Annotated in this window: 12 protein-coding genes; 9 read left to right on the forward strand and 3 right to left on the reverse strand. The window is 65.1% G+C overall.

Going from position 1 to position 15,420, the window contains the following annotated elements:
- Positions 1 to 69: 69 nt before the first annotated feature.
- The gene (locus EEB15_RS24995) at positions 70 to 1,695 is read right to left on the reverse strand and encodes a 3-(methylthio)propionyl-CoA ligase (protein WP_141512677.1); all 1,626 of its coding nucleotides are present in this window, start codon (positions 1,693 to 1,695) and stop codon (positions 70 to 72) included.
- 128 nt (positions 1,696 to 1,823) lie between these two features.
- On the opposite strand from EEB15_RS24995, the gene EEB15_RS25000 reads away from it, so the two are divergent.
- Genes EEB15_RS25000 through EEB15_RS25025 form a run of 6 tightly spaced genes read left to right on the forward strand, consistent with a single transcriptional unit; the run spans position 1,824 to position 6,132 of the window.
- Positions 1,824 to 2,531 carry a Crp/Fnr family transcriptional regulator gene (locus EEB15_RS25000; protein WP_141512678.1) on the forward strand — a complete coding sequence of 236 codons (708 nt, stop codon included), beginning with the start codon at positions 1,824 to 1,826 and terminating at the stop codon, positions 2,529 to 2,531.
- Between the two features lie 60 nt (positions 2,532 to 2,591).
- Complete coding sequence (locus EEB15_RS25005; RefSeq protein WP_141512679.1) at positions 2,592 to 4,085, forward strand: YdiU family protein; 1,494 nt, start codon at positions 2,592 to 2,594, stop codon at positions 4,083 to 4,085.
- Complete coding sequence (msrB, locus tag EEB15_RS25010) at positions 4,082 to 4,492, forward strand: peptide-methionine (R)-S-oxide reductase MsrB (RefSeq protein WP_141512680.1); 411 nt, start codon at positions 4,082 to 4,084, stop codon at positions 4,490 to 4,492. Before EEB15_RS25005 ends, msrB begins: the two co-directional genes overlap by 4 nt.
- A gap of 2 nt (positions 4,493 to 4,494) precedes the next feature.
- The gene (locus EEB15_RS25015; protein WP_233259618.1) at positions 4,495 to 5,040 is read left to right on the forward strand and encodes a septation protein A; all 546 of its coding nucleotides are present in this window, start codon (positions 4,495 to 4,497) and stop codon (positions 5,038 to 5,040) included.
- Positions 5,037 to 5,309 (forward strand): BolA family transcriptional regulator, encoded by a 273-nt coding sequence (locus EEB15_RS25020; RefSeq protein WP_141512682.1) that lies wholly within the window; start codon positions 5,037 to 5,039, stop codon positions 5,307 to 5,309. Before EEB15_RS25015 ends, EEB15_RS25020 begins: the two co-directional genes overlap by 4 nt.
- 43 nt (positions 5,310 to 5,352) lie before the next feature.
- Entirely contained in the window at positions 5,353 to 6,132 is a 780-nt protein-coding gene (locus EEB15_RS25025) for a peptidylprolyl isomerase (protein WP_141512683.1), read from the forward strand.
- Between the two features lie 208 nt (positions 6,133 to 6,340).
- Here the strand turns inward: EEB15_RS25025 and EEB15_RS25030 are convergent, their stop codons facing one another.
- Positions 6,341 to 7,084 (reverse strand): DUF1624 domain-containing protein, encoded by a 744-nt coding sequence (locus EEB15_RS25030; RefSeq protein WP_141512684.1) that lies wholly within the window; start codon positions 7,082 to 7,084, stop codon positions 6,341 to 6,343.
- A 71-nt stretch (positions 7,085 to 7,155) separates the two neighbouring features.
- On the opposite strand from EEB15_RS25030, the gene EEB15_RS25035 reads away from it, so the two are divergent.
- Positions 7,156 to 7,434, forward strand: coding sequence for a ribosomal protein L7/L12 (locus EEB15_RS25035; RefSeq protein ID WP_158290222.1), 279 nt, complete (start codon positions 7,156 to 7,158; stop codon positions 7,432 to 7,434).
- 10 nt (positions 7,435 to 7,444) lie between these two features.
- On the opposite strand, the gene purL is transcribed toward EEB15_RS25035, so the two are convergent.
- On the reverse strand, positions 7,445 to 11,458 hold the full coding sequence (gene purL / locus EEB15_RS25040) for a phosphoribosylformylglycinamidine synthase (protein ID WP_141512686.1): 4,014 nt from the start codon (positions 11,456 to 11,458) through the stop codon (positions 7,445 to 7,447).
- A gap of 116 nt (positions 11,459 to 11,574) precedes the next feature.
- Between purL and map the strand changes: the two genes are divergently transcribed.
- Positions 11,575 to 12,378 (forward strand): type I methionyl aminopeptidase, encoded by an 804-nt coding sequence (gene map, locus EEB15_RS25045; RefSeq protein ID WP_141512687.1) that lies wholly within the window; start codon positions 11,575 to 11,577, stop codon positions 12,376 to 12,378.
- A gap of 40 nt (positions 12,379 to 12,418) precedes the next feature.
- Positions 12,419 to 15,085: a [protein-PII] uridylyltransferase gene (locus tag EEB15_RS25050; protein ID WP_141512688.1), complete on the forward strand. Its 2,667-nt coding sequence runs from the start codon at positions 12,419 to 12,421 to the stop codon at positions 15,083 to 15,085.
- Positions 15,086 to 15,420: the final 335 nt, after the last annotated feature.

Below are 15,420 nucleotides of genomic sequence, written 5' to 3' on the forward strand. Positions count from 1 at the left end.
TGCCCCTAACGAGGGGCCATTCCTATCGCGTGCGTGACAGCGGATCGCGGGCCGGGCCCGCAACGGCAATCAGGTCGGCAGCTTGTAGTCCTTGAGCATCTCGCGCAGCCGGGTCTTGAGCATCTTGCCGGTGGCGCCCAGCGGGATGGCGTCGACGAACACGACGTCGTCGGGAATCTGCCATTTGGCCGTCTTGCCTTCGTAGAACTTGAGCAGTTCTTCGCGGGTCACTTCAGCGCCCGGCTTCTTCACCACGGCGATGACAGGGCGTTCGTCCCACTTGGGGTGCTTCATGCCGATGCAGGCCGCCATCAGCACGGCCGGATGGGCGACGGCGATGTTCTCCACCTCGATCGAGCTGATCCACTCACCGCCCGACTTGATGACGTCCTTGCTGCGGTCGGTGATCTGCATGTAGCCGTCGGGATCGATCGACGCAACGTCGCCGGTGGGGAACCAACCGTCCACCAATGGGTCGCCGCCCTCGCCCTTGAAGTACTCCCGCACCACCCAAGGCCCCTTGACGTACAGGTCGCCCGGGGTCTTGCCGTCCCACGGCACTTCCTGCCCATCTTCGCCGACGATCTTCATGTCGACGCCGTAGATCGCACGCCCCTGTTTCAGGCGGATCTTCATCTGCTCTTCGGTTGGCAGCTCGAGGTGCTTGTTCTTCAAGGTACACAGCGTGCCCAGCGGGCTCATCTCCGTCATGCCCCAGGCGTGCAGCACTTCCACGCCGTAGTCTTCCTGGAAGGCCTGGATCATCGCGGGCGGGCAAGCGGAGCCGCCGATCACTGTGCGCTTGAGCGCGGAGAAGCGCAGGTTGTTCGGCTTCATGTGCGTCAGCATCATCTGCCACACCGTCGGCACGCCGGCGGCGTAGCTCACCTTCTCGGCCTCGATCAGCTCGTAGACTGATTTGCCGTCCATCGCGGGGCCTGGGAACACCAGCTTGGCCCCGCACAGCGCGGCCGAATACGGGATGCCCCAGGCATTGACGTGGAACATCGGCACCACCGGCAGGATGGAGTCGCGAGCCGAGACGCACATCACGTCCGGCAGTGCCGCGGCGTAGGCATGCAGGATGGTGGAGCGGTGGCTGTACAGCGCGGCCTTGGGGTTGCCCGTGGTGCCGCTCGTGTAGCACATGCTCGACGCCGAGTTCTCGTCGAAAGTTGGCCACTGGTAGGTGGTGGGCTGCCCGCCGATCCATGACTCGTAGCTGATCAGGTTGGGGACGCCGCTGTCCTGCGGCAGCTTGTCGGCGTCGCACAGCGCGACGTACTGGCGGATGGTCGGGCACCTGGCCTGGATCGCCTGAATCAGCGGCAGGAAGGTGAGGTCGAAGCACAGGACCTGGTCTTCCGCGTGGTTGGCGATCCATGCGATCTGGTCCGGGTGCAGGCGTGGATTGATGGTGTGCAGCACGCGGCCGGAGCCGCTGACACCGAAATACAGCTCCAGGTGGCGGTAGCCGTTCCAGGCCAGCGTGGCGACGCGGTCGGAGAGCAGCAGGCCCATGCCGTCCAGCGCGTTGGCCGCCTGCCGCGCGCGGCGCGCGACGCCCTGCCAGGTGTAGCGATGGATGTCTCCTTCGACTCTCCGCGAGACGATCTCCGCGTCCCCGTGGTGCCTTTCCGCGAAGTCGATCAACGACGAGATCAGCAGCGGCTGGCTTTGCATCAGACCTAGCATTTGTACTCCTTAATTGTTGTGGCCCTATCGTAGTGCGTCGGGCGGGCAGCTCAAAGCCGCGACTATGGTGCGGCGCACCCGCGCGGTGCAACTCTTGTCGCCTGGCGGACAGTTGCGACAATGCAGCCATGCTCCACGACATCTCCAGGCCCTCTTCGCGATTGCTGCTGTCGCAGCGCTGGTTTGCGGCGCTGCCCGCGGATGAGCAGACCCGCATCGCTGGCACGGTGTCCACTCTCCGGGGCACCAAGGGCGACGTGATGCTGCGAGCCGGCGAACAGGTGCAGGGCTGGTACGCCGTGCTGTCGGGGTTGGTCAAGCTGCAGAGCAAGTCGTCCCACGGCCGCCGTTCCGCCTACCTCGGCATCCCGGGCGGCGAATGGTTCGGCGAAGGCGCCGCCATGAAAGACGAACCGCGCCGCTACGACGTCATCGCCCTGCGCGACTCGGAGCTGCTGTGCCTCCCCGTGGCCGAGTTCGCGCAACTTCGTGCGACCAGCATGGCGTTCAACCACGCCCTGGCCGACCAGCTGAACATGCGGTTGGGCCAGGCCATGGCCATCATCGAGACCATGCGCCTGCGCACCCCGGAACAGCGCGTGGCCATGTACCTGGGCCGCCACCTCTGGCACGGCCCGCGCAAGATGAGCCTGTCGCAGGAAGAGCTGGGCGTGCTGGCGGGCCTTTCGCGCCAGACGGTCAACGCCGCCCTGAAGAGCCTGGAGCAGCAAGGCCTGGTGGCGCTGGAATTCGGGCGCGTCAGCATCCTCGACGATGGCGGGCTGATGGCCCTGGCGCTCAAGCCCGAACCGGGTGCCGCGGACGATGCCGACTGAGCGGGTCCGGCCAAGTCCCCGCCCCGCCGCGGACACCCGGAAGCAGGGACAATCGGGGCCATGACCGAAACCGCCGAAGCCACTGTGGACCAGCTCGAAGTGGGCCTGCCGTGGCAGCACAACTTTGCCGGGTTGGGACCGGCCTTCTACACCGAGCTGCAACCCACACCCCTGCCCGCGCCGTACGCGGTGTGCGTGAACCGCCTGCTGGCGGAGGAATTGGGACTTTCAACGGACATGCTGGCCACGACTGCGGCTGTCGAAGCCTTCACCGGCAGCCGGCCCATCGAAGGCGCGCGGAGCCTCGCCAGCGTCTACAGCGGCCACCAGTTCGGCGTCTGGGCAGGCCAGTTGGGCGATGGCCGCGCGATCCTGCTGGGCGAATTGCAGACCGCCGCCGGGCCGCAGGAATTCCAGCTCAAGGGCAGCGGCCGCACGCCCTACTCCCGCATGGGCGACGGGCGCGCCGTGCTGCGTTCCAGCATCCGCGAGTTCCTGGGCTCGGAGGCGATGCAAGGTCTCGGCATCCCCACCACGCGCGCATTGATGGTCACGGGTTCAGACGCGCCCGTGCGCCGGGAAGAAGTCGAGTCAGCATCCGTGGTGACGCGTGTGGCGCCGAGCTTCATCCGCTTCGGCCATTTCGAACACTTCTCCGCCCGTGAGCAGTACGGCGAGTTGCGCAAACTGGCCGATTACGTGATCGACCGGTTCTACCCCGAGTGCCGCGCCACGGCGAAGTTCGCGGGCAATGCCTATGCGGCCCTGCTGGAACAGGTGACCGAGCGGACGGCCGCCATGGTGGCGCAATGGCAGGCCGTGGGCTTTTGCCATGGCGTGATGAACACCGACAACATGAGCATCCTGGGCCTGACCATCGACTATGGCCCTTTCCAGTTCCTCGACGCGTTCGACCCCGGCCACATCTGCAACCACAGCGACGAGCAGGGCCGCTATGCCTACAACAAGCAGCCGAACGTGGCGTACTGGAACCTGTTCTGCCTGGGCCAGGCTCTGCTGCCGCTCATCGGCGAACAGGAGCATGCGCTGGCCGCGCTGGAGTCGTACAAGACCGTGTTTCCGCGCGAACTGGAAGCGCGGATGCGCGCCAAGCTGGGCCTGCCCGACGCGCAGCCCGGCGACCGTGAGCTGATCGAATCCATCCTGAAGCTGCTGGCGCAAGACAAGGTGGACTACACGATCTTCTGGCGCCGCCTGTCGCAGTACGTGGCCGGCACGACCGTCGAGCCGGTGCGCGATCTGTTTCTCGACCGGGAAGCTTTCGATTTCTGGGGCAAACTTTATTCGCAGCGGCTGGAGGGCGCCGGGCGCGCTGAGGCAGCCGCGCTCATGCTGAAGACCAACCCGAAATACGTGCTGCGCAACCACCTGGGGGAACTTGCCATCCGGCAGGCGAAACTTAAGGACTATTCCGAAGTCGAAGCCTTGCTGATGCTGGTCCAATCCCCATTTGACGAACATCCGGCCCATGAAGACAAGGCCGGCTTCCCGCCCGACTGGGCGTCCCACATCGAAATCAGTTGCTCCTCATGACCTATCCCATCGAAAAGACCGAAGCCGAGTGGCAAGCCCTGCTCGCGCAAAAGGGCGCCGAACGCGGCGCCTTCGAAGTGACGCGGCATGCGGCGACGGAACGCCCCTTCACCGGCAAGTACGAGGCGGTGTGGGCCGACGGCAGCTACCACTGCGTCTGCTGCGGCAACAAGCTGTTCGACTCCGAGACGAAGTTCGACGCCGGGTGCGGCTGGCCCAGCTTTTCACTGGCGGTGCCGGGCGCGATCAAGGAAATCCGCGACACCACCCACGGCATGGTGCGCGTGGAGACCGTCTGCGCCCAATGCGGCGCGCACCTGGGACACGTGTTTCCGGACGGCTCGACGGATACGGGCCTGCGCTATTGCATGAACTCCGCCTCGCTCGATTTCCAGAAGGCCAAGTGACGATGAAGCTGTTTTTCGACTTTCTCCCGGGCCTGTTTTTCCTGGCGGCCCTTTTCCTCTTCGACATCTACACCGCGACCGCCGTGGTGATGGTCGCGATGGCCCTTCAGATCCTGGTGATGCTGGTGCTGAAGAAGAAGATCAGCGGCGTGCAGTGGTTCACCCTGGGCGTCGTGCTGGTCTTCGGCACGGCCACGCTGTTGCTGCACGACGCCACGTTCATCAAGTGGAAGCCCACCGTCATCAACTGGATGTTCGCGGCGATGCTGCTGCTCGGCCCGGTGCTCCTGAAGAAGAATTTCATCCGCGCGCTGATGGGCGAGCACATGACGCTGCCGGACGCCATCTGGGCCAAGCTCAATCTCGGCTGGGCGGGCCTGCTCACGCTGTTGGGCGCGCTGAACCTGGTCATCGCCTACAACTTCTCCGAGCGCATCTGGGGCCTGTACAAGGTGTTCGGCATGACCGGCCTGATGATCCTGTTCATCATCGCGCAGACCTTGTGGATCAGCCGCTACCTGCCGCAGGACGAGACGTCGAAATCGTGAGTACCGGCACCGGCATCACCGCCGAAGCGCTACGCCAGCGCCTCGCGGAACTTCTTTCCCCCACCACGCTCGAAGTGCTCGACGAAAGTTCGGCGCACGCCGGCCACGCGGGGGCCGACGGCACCGGGTCCGGCACCCATTTCCGGGTGCGCATCGCCTCTCCCCTCTTCGACGGACGCTCCCGCGTAGCGCGCCATCGCCTTGTGTATGATGCGCTGCAAGATTTTGTAGCCAGGGGCTTGCATGCCCTGGCGATCGAAACGCTCTGACATTCTCCTTCCCATCCTTCCTGACTTTCCCGGGGACTCTCCTATGAAGCAAATCATCCTGTCCGCATTGGCGGCGGCCACCCTCGCCCTCGCCCTGCCCGCCTTCGCGCAGAACGTGGCCATCGTCAACGGCAAGCCCGTGCCGAAGTCGCGTGTCGACGCCTTGTCGGCGCAGATCGCCAAATCCGGCCGCCCCGTCTCCGTCGAGATGATGGGCCAGCTCAAGGACGAAGTCATCGCACGCGAGGTCTTCATGCAGGAAGCGCAAAAGCGCGGCCTGGACGCCACCGAAGACTTCAAGAACCAGATGGAACTGGCGCGCCAGACCCTGCTGATCCGCGAGCTGTTCGCCGAGTACCAGAAGGCCAACCCGGTGACCGACGCCGACATCAAAGGCGAGTACGACAAATTCGTTGCGGCCAACGGTGGCAAGGAATACCGCGCCCGCCACATCCTGGTGGAAAAGGAAGAAGAGGCCAAGGCCATCATCGCCAACCTCAAGAAGGGCCAGAAGTTCGAAGACATGGCCAAGAAGCAGTCCAAGGACCCGGGATCGGGCGCCAACGGCGGCGATCTCGACTGGGCCAACGCGGGCAGCTACGTGCCCGAGTTCTCCGGCGCGCTGGTCAAGCTGAACAAGGGCCAGACCACGCAGGAACCGGTCAAGAGCCAGTTCGGCTATCACGTGATCCGCCTGGACGACGTGCGCGAAGCGCAATTGCCCAAGATGGAAGAAGTCAAGCCGCAGATCGCGCAGCAGCTGCAGCAGCAGAAGCTCGCAAAGTTCCAGGAAGAACTGCGCGGCAAGGCGAAGGTCGAGTGAGGTAGCGAAAGCGAGTCACTCGATCCCCGCGCAGGCGGGGATCCAAGAGCGGCCTGCGGGCCGCTTTTTTCATGAACAGGTGACCGGATTGAATCGACTCCAGACCGACGCTCATGGCGAAATTCTGGCTCGGGCGCTTGCCCGAGGCTTCGGGCGAAAATATCGTAGCGGCAATGCAAGACCCCTCAGACACCTGAAGAACCGTCTTTCATTTCAGTTTCGAAGCCAGCATCAGTGCGCCGATCAGGACGGGCTGGTGCAGCATGTACCAGGACAGGCTCCAGCGCCCCAGCCACGACAGGGGCGCTGCCGCGGCCGGCATTGAACGCTGCAGCCACGCCTGCCGCTGCGCGAGCAGTGCCTGGCCCGTCGCCATGCCCCACCACATCGCACCCAGCCAGGGGATCAGCGGAACATAGTCCTCGGTCACGGGTTTGCGGCTGATGAGGCCCAGCCAGTTCCACGGGCCGGTGTTGAGGAAGCCCAGTTCAGGCCACTGCGAATGGGCCCATGCAGCGAGCGGCTTGGCGGCGATGGCCAGTGCGCCTGCCAGCCAGAGCCAGCGGCCCCAGCCCGCAGTGAACCGCACGACGATGAGCATCAATGCGATTCCGTGCAGCACACCGAAGTAGATGAAGCTCTTGGGGAACATGAAGAGGGAGCCGATGGTGACCAGCAGCGCGCATGCGGCGACCTGCGCCCAGCGCTTCCAGAAACGCGTCCAGCTCTGGCTCTGCTCGACCGCCACCGCCTGCCCTAGCCCGGCGCAAAAGAGGAACAGGCTGACGATGGCGGTGCGCTGCCACGTCCAGAACGGGTCGGCGTAGAAATTCTGCTTCAGCCAGCCGAAGTAGTTGAGATCGAAGCAGAAGTGGAACACCGTCATCCATACGATCGCCACGCCGCGCAGCGTGTCGATGGTGTCGTAGCGTTGAGCCTGCCGTGCCGTCATCGCGGCAAGTCTAGCCGCGCTTGGGGCTGACCCGGTTGACGGCGTGCGCCGCGATGGCTCCAATCGGTGGCATGCCACCTCCTCATGACGGCCCCACCGCCTTCTTGCCCGCGCCTGCCCTGGACGCTCTTGCACGCGGCCAGACCATCGAGGCGATCCGGCTGGTGCGCGAGCAAACCGGCCTGGGCTTGAAAGAAGCCAAGGATGCGGTCGACGCGTATGAAAGCAGCCATCCCAGGGTCAGTAACCTGTCGCCCGGCCAGGTGAGCGGTGGCGGCAGTGGAGTGTTCTGGCTCGTGGCGATTGTTGTCGCCGCGCTGGGCTACTACCTGTTCCGGCGTCTCGGCTGAACAGCGGGGTTCAAGCGACCCACTTGCGCGCGTTGCGCCAGATCCGCATCCAGGGGCTGAACTCGCTCCTGTCGCCGCCCGTCCAGCTCATCTGGATGTTGCGGAAGACGCGCTCCGGGTGCGGCATCATCGCCGTGAAGCGCCCGTCCGCCGTCGTCACCGCGCACAAGCCGCCCGGGCTGCCGTTCGGGTTGAACGGATAGGCCTCGGTCGGCTGGCCGTGGTTGTCGGTGAAGCGCATCGCCGCGATCGCCTTGGCCCTGTCTCCGCGGTGCGCGAAGTTCGCAAAGCCCTCGCCGTGCGCCACCGCGATCGGGAGGCGGCTGCCGGCCATGCCCGCGAAGAACAGGCTGGGGGACTCGAGCACTTCCACTTGCGACAGTCGCGCCTCGTAGCGCTCGCTGCGGTTGGTGGTGAATCGCGGCCAGGCACCGGCGCCCGGGATGATGTCGGCCAGCTCGGCCAGCATCTGGCAGCCGTTGCAAACGCCCAGCGCAAAGGTGTCCTGGCGGTCGAAGAAGCCCGCGAACTGGTCCGCAAGCTGCGGGTTGAACGTGATGCTGCGCGCCCAGCCGATGCCCGCGCCCAACGTGTCGCCGTAGCTGAAACCGCCGCAGGCCACGAAGCCGGTGAAGTCTTGCAGCCGCGCCCTGCCCGTCTGCAGATCCGTCATGTGCACGTCGTACGCTTCGAAGCCCGCTTCGGTGAACGTGTAGGCCATCTCGACGTGCGAGTTGACGCCCTGCTCACGCAGGATGGCAACCTTGGGCCGCGCGAGGTTGAGGAACGGGGCCGCAACGTTGTCTTGCGGATCGAAAGACGGCGCGAATCGCAGGCCCGGGTCCGTCGTCTCGCCGGCCGCGGCGTGTTCCGCGTCCGCGCCGGCCGGGTTGTCGCGCTGCTGGCAGATCTTCCAGCTCACGTTGTCCCAGACCTGGTGCAAGTCCGACAGCTTGGCCGAGAACACCACCTTGGTGTCGCGCCAGACCTGCACCTCGCCCTTGCCGGCTTCGATGGTCGACGACGCGGGCCGGGTCTTGCCGACGAAGTGGCTGTGCTTTGAGAGGCCATGCTCGCGCAGCACTTGCATCACGGCATCGCGCTCGCCGGTGCGCACTTGCAGCAGCACGCCCAGCTCCTCGTTGAACAGCGCCTTGAGCGTGAGTTCGTCGCGGCGCGGGCCGACTTGCGACGCCCAGTTCTTGGCGTCGCCGTAGTCGGCGCGGCTGTCGGAGATGCCGTCGCCTTCCGTCACCAGCAAGTCGACGTTGAGCGACACGCCCACGTGGCCGGCAAACGCCATCTCGCAAGCGGTGGCGAACAGGCCGCCGTCGCTGCGGTCGTGATACGCCAGGATGCGGCCCTGAGCACGCAGCGCGTTGACGGCGTTGACCAGGTCCACCAAGTCCTTGGCGTCATGCAGGTCGGGCACTTCATTGCCCACCTGGTCCAGCGTCTGCGCGAGGATGCTGCCGGCCATGCGGTTGCGTCCGCGGCCCAGGTCGACCAGCACCAGCGTCGTGTCTTCGGAGGCTTCGAGCTGCGGCGTCAACGTGCCGCGCACGTCGACCAGCGATGCGAAGGCGCTGACGATCAGGCTGACCGGCGAGGTGACCTTTTTCTTCGCGCCACCGCTGCCGGAGGGGCCCTGCGGATCTGTCCACTGCGTGCGCATCGACAGGCTGTCCTTGCCCACGGGGATGGAAATGCCCAGTGCCGGGCAAAGCTCCATGCCGACGGCGCGCACGGTTTCGTACAGCGCCGCGTCTTCACCCTCTTCACCGCAAGCCGCCATCCAGTTGGCCGACAGCTTGACGCGCGGCAATTCAATCGGCGCGGCCAGCAGATTGGTGATGGCTTCGGCCACCGCCATGCGCCCGGACGCGGGTGCGTCGATGGCGGCCAGCGGCGTGCGCTCGCCCATGCTCATCGCCTCGCCGGCGAAACCCTTGTAGTCGGCCAGCGTCACGGCACAGTCGGCCACCGGCACCTGCCAGGGACCGACCATCTGGTCGCGGTGCGACAGGCCGCCCACCGTACGGTCGCCGATGGTGATGAGGAAACGCTTGGACGCCACCGTCGGATGGCTCAGCACCTTGATCGCGGCGTCTTGCAGGTTCACGCCCGTGAGGTCCACCGGCTTGAACTCGCGCTTGACGGTCTTGACGTCACGATGCATCTTGGGCGGCTTGCCCAGCAGCACGTTCATGGGCATGTCGACAGGAGAGGCCGCACCTTCGTCGGCCACCACCAGCTGCCGCTCCTCCGTCGCCACGCCGACCACCGCGAACGGGCAGCGCTCGCGCTCGCAGAAGGCCTTGAACTGTTCCAGCGACTCTGGCGCGATGGCCAGCACGTAGCGCTCCTGGCTCTCGTTGCACCAGATTTCCTTGGGCGCCAGGCCCGACTCTTCCAGCGGAACACTGCGCAGGTCGAAGCGCGCTCCCCGCCCGGCGTCGTTGCTCAGTTCGGGAAATGCATTCGACAAGCCGCCCGCGCCCACGTCGTGAATCGCCAGAATGGGATTGGCCGCGCCTTCAGCCGCGCAGTGGTTGATGACCTCCTGGGCCCGCCGCTCGATCTCCGGGTTGCCGCGCTGCACCGAGTCGAAATCCAGCTCCGCCGCATTGGCTCCCGTGGCCATGGAGCTGGCCGCGCCGCCGCCCATGCCGATGCGCATGCCGGGACCGCCCAACTGGATCAGCAGCGTGCCGGCCGGGAACTCGATCTTCTTCGTGAGGCCGGCGTCGATGGTGCCCAGGCCGCCCGCGATCATGATGGGCTTGTGGTAGCCGCGCAGAACCGTGTCGACGCTGGAGACAGCTTGCTGTTCGTATTCACGGAAATAGCCGAGCAGGTTGGGCCGGCCGAATTCGTTGTTGAAAGCCGCGCCGCCGAGCGGCCCCTCGATCATGATCTGCAGCGGGCTCGCGATGTGCTGGGGCTTGCCGCCCTGCTGATCGGACATGCCGCCCCAGAGCTTCGAGACCGTGAAGCCCGTCATCCCCGCCTTGGGCTTGGAGCCGCGGCCCGTGGCGCCCTCGTCGCGAATCTCGCCGCCGGCGCCAGTGGAAGCGCCCGGAAAAGGCGAAATCGCCGTCGGGTGGTTGTGCGTCTCCACCTTCATCAGCACATGGTGGACAGCGCTTTCCTTCTCGTAGCGCGCCCCATTGCCCGGTTTGGCCAGGAAACGCTCGACGGGGCCGCCTTCCATCACCGAGGCGTTGTCCGAATACGCGATCACCGTGTGCTGTGGGCTCACCTGGTGCGTGTGGCGGATCATGCCGAACATGCTGCGTTCCTGGGGCTGGCCGTCGATGGTGAACGCCGCGTTGAAGATCTTGTGGCGGCAGTGCTCGCTGTTGGCCTGGGCGAACATCATCAGCTCGACATCGCTCGGGTTGCGGCCCAGGCCCTTGAAAGCCTCGACCAGGTAGTCGATCTCGTCTTCGGCCAGCGCCAAGCCAAACTGGACGTTGGCCTTTTCCAGGGCGGCACGCCCGCCGGCGAGCACGTCCACGTATTCCAAGGGCGCCGCATCGAGTTCGGTGAACAGCTCATGGGCGGCCGCCCGGTCGAACATCGCGCTCTCGGTCATGCGGTCGTGCAACAAGGCAGCGATGGCCTGCCTTTGGACCGGCTCGAGGTTGGACTTGCCGAAGAGGCCGCCTTTCAGGCTGATCCGGAACTCGGTGATGCGCTCGACGCGCTTGAGCGCGATGCCGCAGTTGTGGGCGATGTCCGTGGCCTTGGAAGCCCAGGGGGAGACGGTGCCGAAACGGGGGGTCACCACGATGAGCTCGCCGGCGGGCCCGCCCGCATAGGGCTCGCCATACGTCAGGAGGGACGCGAGGCGCTCCTTCTCCGCGGCACCGGGCGCGTGGTCCGCGGCCACCAGGTGAACGAGACGGGCGGCGATGCCGCTGACCTTGTCGTGGATGCCCTGCAAACGGGGCAGCAGTTGCTGGACTCTAAATTCGCTGAGGGCATTGCCGCCCTCGAACTCGGTGATGTGCAGGGTCACAATGGGGCCTGGTAGGGGTCGGGGATCCGGTGGACAGGGCGCCGCTGACTGGGGCGCTCCGTACTAACCCTGTATTTTAATCGCAAGGGTTTTAGCCCTCTGGGATAATTGGCGAAATGAGCATTACGTACAAAGACGCCGACGGCGTCCAGGGCATGAAAATCGCGGGCCGGCTCGCCTCGGAGGTGTTGGACTACCTCACGCCCCACATCAAGCCGGGCATCACCACGCGGGAGATCGACCGTTTGGCGGCGGAATGCATGAAGAAGCAGGGCACGATCTCCGCCACGCTGGGTTACCAGCCGGCCGGCTACCCACCCTACCCGGCATCGCTCTGCACTTCCGTCAACCACGTCGTCTGCCACGGCATCCCCAACGACAAGCCGCTCAAGAAGGGGGACATCGTCAACGTCGATGTGACCGTCATCAAGGACGGCTGGTACGGCGACACCAGCCGCATGTTCATGGTCGGCGAAGTGTCCATCGCCGCCAAGCGCCTCTGCGCCATGACCTATGACGCCATGTGGCACGGCATCATGCACGTCAAGCCCGGCATCCACCTGGGCGACATCGGCTTCGCCATCCAGAAATTCGCCGAAAGCAACGGCTTTTCGGTGGTGCGCGAGTTCTGCGGCCACGGCATCGGCCGCAACTTCCACGAAGAGCCGCAGGTGCTGCACTACGGCAAGCCCGGCACGCTGGAAGAACTCAAGCCCGGCATGACCTTCACCATCGAGCCGATGATCAACGCCGGCCGCAAGGACGTGAAGGAACTGGGCAACGACGGCTGGACCATCGTTACCAAGGACCATTCCCTGTCCGCGCAATGGGAGCACACGGTGCTGGTCACCGAGAGCGGCTACGAGGTCTTGACGCTGTCGGCCGGCAGCCCGCCCCCGCCGCCCTTCGTGAATGCATGACCCGCGCTGCGCGCGATGACGCCGCTTCGCGGCATGACAAATGACCCGTTCATCTGTCATCGCGGCTGCACAGCAGCCGGGTCATTTGTCATTGGCCGAGTTGCGCGACGATTACCGCGCCCGCAAGACGCGCCTGCTCGCTTCCATGCAGGCCAGCGGCAGTTCCACGCGCGGCATCCGCACGCTGCTGCAAGGCCTGTCGCGTGAGGCCGACGTCACCTTGAAGGACCTGTGGGCGCGGGCCGGGTTTCCGCCCGCGTTCGCGCTGCTGGCCGTCGGCGGATTCGGCCGCGGCGAGCTGTTCCCGCATTCCGACGTCGACGTGCTGGTGCTCATGCCGGACGGCACCTCGCCCGACGAGGATCCCGAACTCAAACGCAAGGTCGAGTCGTTCATCGGCAACTGCTGGGATGCGGGGCTCGAGATTGGTTCGAGCGTTCGCACCTTGTCCGAATGCGTGGCCCAGGCGCAGGGCGACGTCACTGTTCAGACCTCGTTGCTCGAATCGCGCCTGCTGACGGGCGACGCGGACCTCTATCGCAAATTCCATCTCCGCTTCGAAGAGACGCTCGATCCCACGGCGTTCTACGTCGCCAAGACGCTGGAGATGCGCCAACGGCACAACAAGTTCGAGAACACGCCCTACTCGCTGGAACCCAATTGCAAGGAGTCGCCCGGCGGCCTGCGTGATTTGCAGGTGCTGCTGTGGGTCGCCAACGCGGCGGGCCTGGGCAAAAGCTGGGACGACCTGGCGCGTACCGGCCTGGCCACACCTTTCGAGGTGCGCCAAATCAAGCACAACGAGGCGCTCCTCAGCCTGATTCGCGCGCGTCTGCACGTCATCGCCCACCGGCGCGAAGACCGGCTGGTGTTCGATCTGCAGACGGCGGTCGCGGAATCGTTCGGCTACGAGAACAAGATCAACGCCGACACGAACCGCGTGATGTCGCGCTCCAGCGAAGCGTTGATGAAGCGTTTCTACTGGGCCGCCAAGGCCGTGACGCAGCTGAACCAGATCCTGCTGCTGAACATCGAAGAGCGCCTGAACCCCAACGCCCACGAGCCGGAGCCAATCAACGAGCGGTTCCTCAACAAGGCCGGGATGATCGAGGTCGCCAGCGACGACTTGTATTTCAAGGACCCGCACGCCATCCTGGAAACGTTTCTGATCTACCAAACGACGGTGGGCGTGAAGGGGCTGTCGGCACGCACGCTGCGTGCCCTGTACAACGCCCGCACGGTGATGGACAGCAAGTTCCGCAGCGATCCGGTCAACCACGCCACCTTCCGCGCCATGCTGATGGAGCACGAGGGCATCACGCACGCGATGCGCCTGATGAACCAGACGTCGGTGTTAGGGCGTTACCTGTGGGTGTTCCGCAAGATCGTGGGGCAGATGCAGCACGACCTGTTCCACGTCTACACGGTGGACCAGCACATCCTGATGGTGCTGCGCAACGTGCGGCGGTTCTTCATCGCCGAGCACGCGCACGAGTACCCGTTCTGCTCGCAGCTGGCCGCTGGTTGGGACAAGCCGTACATCCTGTACATCGCGGCGCTGTTCCACGACATCGCCAAGGGGCGCGGCGGCGACCATTCCGAGCTGGGCGCGAAGGACGTGCGCCTGTTCTGCCGCCAGCACCGCATCGAGCCGGAAGACTGCAAACTGGTCGAGTTCCTCGTCAAGGAACACCTGACGATGAGCCGCATCGCCCAGAAGGAAGACCTGAGCAACACCGACATCATCTCCGCCTTCGCCAAGCGCGTGGGCAATGAGCGCTACCTCACGGCGCTGTATTTGCTGACGGTGGCGGACATCCGCGGCACCAGCCCCAAGGTCTGGAATGCCTGGAAGGGCAAGCTGCTGGAGGACCTGTACCGTTACACGCTGCGCATCCTGGGCGGCCGCGCGCCGGACCGCGACGCCGACATCGAAGCCCGCAAGCGCGAAGCGATGGTGCAACTCGCGCTGCATGCCCTGCCGTTCGAAGCGCACAAGCAGCTCTGGAGCACGCTGGACGTCGGCTATTTCATGCGGCACGACGCCGGCGAGATCGCCTGGCACACGCGCCAGCTCTCGCGGCACCTCATGAAGATGTCCAGCGCGGCCGAGGCCGTGCAGGGCAAGGCCATCGTGCGGGCCCGCGTGTCGCCGGTGGGCGAAGGTTTGCAGGTGCTGGTGTACACGCCCGACCAGCCGGACCTGTTCGCGCGCATCTGCGGCTACTTCGACCAGGCCGGCTTCAGCATCCTGGACGCGAAGGTCCACACGGCCAACAACGGCTACGCGCTGGACACGTTCCAGGTGGTGAGCTCGATGCTGCCCGAGCACAACCGCGAATTGATCAGCATGGTCGAGTCGGAGCTGGAGCACACGATCGAAGAAGCCGGCCCGCTACCCAAGCCCAGCCGCGGCCGGGTGTCACGCCGCGTCAAGAGTTTTCCGATCGCGCCGCGCGTCGATTTGCGCCCCGACGAAAAGGCGCAACGCTGGCTGCTGTCGATCTCCGCCAGCGACCGAGTCGGCCTGCTCTATTCGGTGGCGCGTGTGCTGGCCAAGCACCACATCAACTTGCAGCTCGCGAAGGTGACGACGCTCGGCGAGCGCGTGGAAGACACGTTCCTCATCGACGGCGCCGAGCTGCAGCAGAACCGGCGGCAGATCGAGATCGAGACCGAGCTCCTCGAAGCAATCGCGTCCACCTGACCCAGCGCAAAGTTGTCGCCGTCAGGCGACAGCCTCGGCGAGGCGGATACGTCAGAACTACCAGTGTTAAGAAAAATTCTGTGTGTAGGCGACCGGCGGCCCGCATTAGCAGACCAACGCTCACTCAAGCTTACAAGTGGCTGCGCAAACACCACTTTTTGCGTCCAGTTGTTGCGACACGTGAATATTGGTGACGACCCTAGGTGAAGCGGTAGTACCGAGCGGGTTCTGCGTGTCACGCAACCTGTCAGAGTTGACAGGGCGCTCGATACCCACACGTTTGACCTCATCCATTTGTGCGCCTAAATTCCCCACAGGTCGGCTCTGTCGGCTAA

It is taken from the genome of Ramlibacter sp. WS9, assembly GCF_003797765.1.
Lineage (GTDB): Bacteria > Pseudomonadota > Gammaproteobacteria > Burkholderiales > Burkholderiaceae_C > Ramlibacter.

Coding starts and splice junctions, on each gene's coding strand:
- EEB15_RS25015 (WP_233259618.1), top strand. CDS start 4,495: ATGAAGCTGTTTTTCGACTTTCTCCCGGGCCTGTTTTTCCTGGCGGCC.
- msrB (WP_141512680.1), top strand. CDS start 4,082: ATGACCTATCCCATCGAAAAGACCGAAGCCGAGTGGCAAGCCCTGCTC.
- EEB15_RS25050 (WP_141512688.1), top strand. CDS start 12,419: ATGACCCGTTCATCTGTCATCGCGGCTGCACAGCAGCCGGGTCATTTG.
- EEB15_RS25030 (WP_141512684.1), bottom strand. CDS start 7,084: ATGACGGCACGGCAGGCTCAACGCTACGACACCATCGACACGCTGCGC.
- EEB15_RS25035 (WP_158290222.1), top strand. CDS start 7,156: ATGCCACCTCCTCATGACGGCCCCACCGCCTTCTTGCCCGCGCCTGCC.
- EEB15_RS25025 (WP_141512683.1), top strand. CDS start 5,353: ATGAAGCAAATCATCCTGTCCGCATTGGCGGCGGCCACCCTCGCCCTC.
- map (WP_141512687.1), top strand. CDS start 11,575: ATGAGCATTACGTACAAAGACGCCGACGGCGTCCAGGGCATGAAAATC.
- EEB15_RS25005 (WP_141512679.1), top strand. CDS start 2,592: ATGACCGAAACCGCCGAAGCCACTGTGGACCAGCTCGAAGTGGGCCTG.
- EEB15_RS24995 (WP_141512677.1), bottom strand. CDS start 1,695: ATGCTAGGTCTGATGCAAAGCCAGCCGCTGCTGATCTCGTCGTTGATC.
- EEB15_RS25000 (WP_141512678.1), top strand. CDS start 1,824: ATGCTCCACGACATCTCCAGGCCCTCTTCGCGATTGCTGCTGTCGCAG.